We start from the raw sequence: 3,699 nt of genomic DNA, 5'->3' as shown, positions 1-3,699 counted from the left end.
ATGCGAAGGTCGGGAGTTCGATCCTCCTCCTCTCCACCACGAATTTGCTTTAGAAACAACGCACTACGTCTTGCGATGTAGTGCGTTGTTTTGCGTTCTGAAGCAGGTTTTTGCACACCGGGTGTGGCGGATTTGTGGCGATGAAGAGTTGCCCGAGCTGTCGAGCTACATGTGTAAAAAAAATCCGCGTGAATTACCGGGACCGGCATGGACGTAGACGGGAAGCTTGCATGCATTAGCAAACCACCGCCGTCATGTGCGAAGTCGTGCATGGCGCTACAAGGTCCAAGCCATGCAAGCGCTTCTCACCGTCGATCAGCTATCCATCTATCTGCATAAGTCCGTCGCGAGCATTCGGAGCGACGCTTCGCGCAACCCTCAAGCGCTTCCTCCCATATGTCGACTACCCGGTACTAAGCGCTTGCTTTGGCGTATAGAAGACGTCGAGCAGTGGCTGCTTGAGCACGTCGCGTCTGAGGTTACGGTCACAAGTCATGCGGCAGTAGCTTCTCTGAAGCGACGCGGCCGACCTACCAAAGCGGAGCAGATCGCCAGGCAGCGCGGGGGCAAATCCGCTGAGAATGTTCGAGTTGGTGCGGCCAAGCTTTGAAACCGTACTCCAGCAGGAGTCGCGCGATGAAGGCCGGACCACTCGTCGACGCGAATCGAGTCACGGCAGATTTCTTTCCTGCGTATCTACATGACTACGCTTTCAAGTGTGACGCAGCAAGCATGGAATTGCCGATATTCTCACTGTCGACCAAGCCCGACATATCGATCTCGAAATGGGAGAGTCAAGATGGGATGAGACGGATTACGGTCAAGTCGAGCATGCTCGGGCGCGCCACGCTGCATGACAAGGACGTACTCATCTTCGTCGCTTCCCAGCTCGTCGCGGGCGTAGACCGCGGTCTACCCGAGACGAATACCAGAACGGTACGATTCAGGGCATATGACTATCTAATTGCGACTGGACGTGGCGTGAGCGGTGCAGAGTACAACGCACTTAGATCATCGCTCGAAAGGCTACACGGGACGATTCTAATGACCAACGTCTGTACCGGCGGAATTCGGATCGACGAGGGGTTTAACCTTATCCAGCGCTATACGATGGTAACGAATGAAGAAGGCCCTTCACGATCGGGTTTTGTGGAGGTTGAGCTGTCTACGTGGCTCTACCGCGCCTTATGCGCGTTCGAGGTCTTCACTCTTAACGACGCATATTTTCGATTGAGGAAACCGTTGGAACGGCGTTTATACGAACTGGCGCGCAAGCATTGCGGGCATCAGGCACTAGCGCGGATCGGGCTGGAACTTCTTCGTCAGAAGGCAGGAAGCAAGGCGACGCTGAAGGAGTTTCGCCGAATGGTGCGTGCCATCGCGAGTGCGGACAACCTTCCCGATTACAAAATTCTCCTCGGCGAGAAAGACATTGTCACTTTCTACACGAGGAATACGGCAAGGCTCTTACAGAGTCTGCCCGGACCGAACCTATCAGCTGGTGCCTAGTTTTCATAACGTGTTTTCACCCACCGCCCTCGAATGGCCAATGCTCGGGCACGTGGTTTCGCACACCAAAACCTGTGGATAGGTACGTGTTTTCGCCCACCGGCCCTACGTGGTATCAACCACCGATAGTTATCGCGACGCTCGGCGGGGCGGGGTTCTCGCGATGGTGGAGCAGGGCGTAACGCGCGCGCGCGGTTTGTTAACTATTAAAACCTTTAACGTGCATTGTCTTATCAATCGGTGGATAACTGCGCCACGTGGATGCGCCGCGAGTCGCTCAAGCGATGCGCAGCAACTCCGCACGTGCATCAGCCGAGCAAAGAGATTCTGGATTGCGTGCATATTCGGCGAAGTCTTCAGCGCCGACGGACTTCCTATATTCCAAGTCGTTCTGTAAACGGCGCACCTCTGCAGTGAATAGCTCGTTCGATATGCTTTCGTAGACATTGATCGTGGCGCGGTGAAAATTGAATTTTTTAAGCTGCGTCGCGATCGCTTGATCGTTAAGGCACATCCGGACACACCGATACGCTCCAACACCATCGACTCTGCAAAGCCTACTTATCGCGCCATAAATGCGGTGGAACGCTATCGCTTCAGACAGGCAATTGAGTGTTAGCCCTTGGCCAAACCGTCTATGTAAAAGAAGTGAACACTCGAAATTATCCAGGGATTCTTCAAACGAAAGGCCGGCATCGGCGAATATTTCGAGATCGTCTGGGTTAAAAGCAGAGGCATCGACAGGTCGTTTCGGGTCTGGGAATTCGTACGCATGTACTTCTACGCGACATACCGACCAGAGGGTATCTATCTCGCCCCATAACGCCTCAAAAAGACGTTCTGGGCCGTCAGAAAAGATCCGTCGAGCGTCGGGAAACAAACGTTGGAGGTTCGACAGCGACCGCTCAGATAGTGGTTGGGCACCGCTCACAATCCGATACCACTTCTTCGAATCCTGAGTCTCTGCAACCTGCGTTGCCAGATCGGATACTGATTCCGGGCCCGTCGTTCGCGACCAACCTTCGGTCGACAAATCAAACCATTTCGCGAATTGATTTGCGTTGACTGCTCCGACACGTGCCATCAACTCGTGCATCACCACTATTGTTCGAATGCGCCGTCGCTTCAGTAGCTCTGCTGGAGACGAGATTCCGGTACCGATATCCATTGATTGATCGCAATGTGTCAAAAATTGTTCGTATTTTTACCGCGAATTGTGTGTTTTGAAAAGTCAGAATCGAAGATCCAAAATCTGATCGGAAGACGAAAGTGGATGAAATGAGTCTGTCGGAGAGAATCGCCGCCATGGTTCTGGCGGAACCTGGCCGCTCACCGGGCCCAGCCAATCGTGCAACGTTTCTTTCTGTGCGGAACGAGGTGCAAGTTGCACTTAGCCAAGGCTGGTCGATCTTGGCGATATATAAGTCGCTGAAGGCCGATGGTGTGATCTCCTTTGGTTATCAAGCCTTTCGTCGATACGTGAATGAGTTGGTTCTGCGAAGAACGTGATCAACGATCAAGACAAATTTTCGGAATTGTCGAACAAGCACCGTGTAATTGTCGTTCAGTCGCGAAGAAAGCGTTCAATTTGCGAGCAACGCTGCAATGATCATGGCGTTGATCGGTTTTATCTTGATTTTCTCCACGACTGTCGCTGAAACGTACTGCGAATTTTCCGGGCAAGACATGTGAAGTAGGCCCACCCGCAAGCGGGCGGACCTTCTTCACTTTTTCTTATTCGCGCTCCGCGCTCAACGGAAATCGTGCAAAAGCAAGTGGTCACCTCGTGGTGACGACGGCCCGACCAGAGGGCGCATACCGAATGAACGCCAGAATGGATAACGCAGTGAAGGCCACCCGAAAAGGTTCTACGCCAATCAAAGTGTGGTGCTTGCCTGAAGAGAAGGCGAGCATTGAAGAGAACGCGCGTAAGGCAGGAATGAGTGTTTCGATGTACCTGCGTAACGTCGGAATGGGCTACCGCATCAAGGGAGTCATCGATGCAGAGCTGGTGTTAAAGCTCGCCAAAATTAATGGAGATCAAGGGCGGCTTGGTGGCTTATTAAAGCTGTGGCTGACAAATAGTGAAAAACTCAGCTCGCAGAATCCTGAGCAAATACGCAGGGTTATTCATGGCGTGCTCGAACGGATTGTTACGATGTGTCATCGGCACTTGTAAACTGATACACG

5 protein-coding genes are annotated in these 3,699 nt (G+C 52.7%); 4 read left to right on the top strand and 1 reads right to left on the bottom strand.

Annotated elements, in window-relative coordinates; translation table 11 throughout:
- Together BG57_RS33605 and BG57_RS30595 are read left to right on the top strand one after the other, a co-directional pair.
- On the top strand, positions 1-217 hold a 217-nt coding region (locus BG57_RS33605), incomplete at its 5' end, for a hypothetical protein (protein WP_206539447.1).
- Between the two features lie 419 nt (positions 218-636).
- The gene (locus BG57_RS30595) at positions 637-1,509 is read left to right on the top strand and encodes a replication initiator protein A (protein WP_052006117.1); all 873 of its coding nucleotides are present in this window, start codon (positions 637-639) and stop codon (positions 1,507-1,509) included.
- Between the two features lie 277 nt (positions 1,510-1,786).
- Here BG57_RS30595 and BG57_RS32880 read toward each other — a convergent pair whose 3' ends face one another.
- Positions 1,787-2,677, bottom strand: coding sequence for a hypothetical protein (locus tag BG57_RS32880; RefSeq protein WP_152562759.1), 891 nt, complete (start codon positions 2,675-2,677; stop codon positions 1,787-1,789).
- 110 nt (positions 2,678-2,787) lie between these two features.
- Here BG57_RS32880 and BG57_RS33230 point away from each other — a divergent pair, with 110 nt between their 5' ends.
- Both BG57_RS33230 and traJ read left to right on the top strand, forming a co-directional pair.
- Complete coding sequence (locus tag BG57_RS33230; protein ID WP_206539448.1) at positions 2,788-3,018, top strand: TraK family protein; 231 nt, start codon at positions 2,788-2,790, stop codon at positions 3,016-3,018.
- Between the two features lie 325 nt (positions 3,019-3,343).
- Complete coding sequence (traJ, locus tag BG57_RS30585; protein WP_035970980.1) at positions 3,344-3,688, top strand: conjugal transfer transcriptional regulator TraJ; 345 nt, start codon at positions 3,344-3,346, stop codon at positions 3,686-3,688.
- The last annotated feature ends 11 nt before the right edge of the window (positions 3,689-3,699 follow it).

Origin of the sequence: Caballeronia grimmiae (assembly GCF_000698555.1) — a bacterium.
In the GTDB taxonomy this organism is placed as follows: domain Bacteria; phylum Pseudomonadota; class Gammaproteobacteria; order Burkholderiales; family Burkholderiaceae; genus Caballeronia; species Caballeronia grimmiae.
This window is presented reverse-complemented; position numbering and strand designations above follow the sequence as displayed.

Bases quoted from the DNA above. Each gene is read 5' to 3' on its own strand.
- BG57_RS33230 (WP_206539448.1), top strand. From the start codon at position 2,788: ATGAGTCTGTCGGAGAGAATCGCCGCCATGGTTCTGGCGGAACCTGGC.
- BG57_RS32880 (WP_152562759.1), bottom strand. From the start codon at position 2,677: ATGGATATCGGTACCGGAATCTCGTCTCCAGCAGAGCTACTGAAGCGA.
- BG57_RS30595 (WP_052006117.1), top strand. From the start codon at position 637: ATGAAGGCCGGACCACTCGTCGACGCGAATCGAGTCACGGCAGATTTC.
- traJ (WP_035970980.1), top strand. From the start codon at position 3,344: ATGGATAACGCAGTGAAGGCCACCCGAAAAGGTTCTACGCCAATCAAA.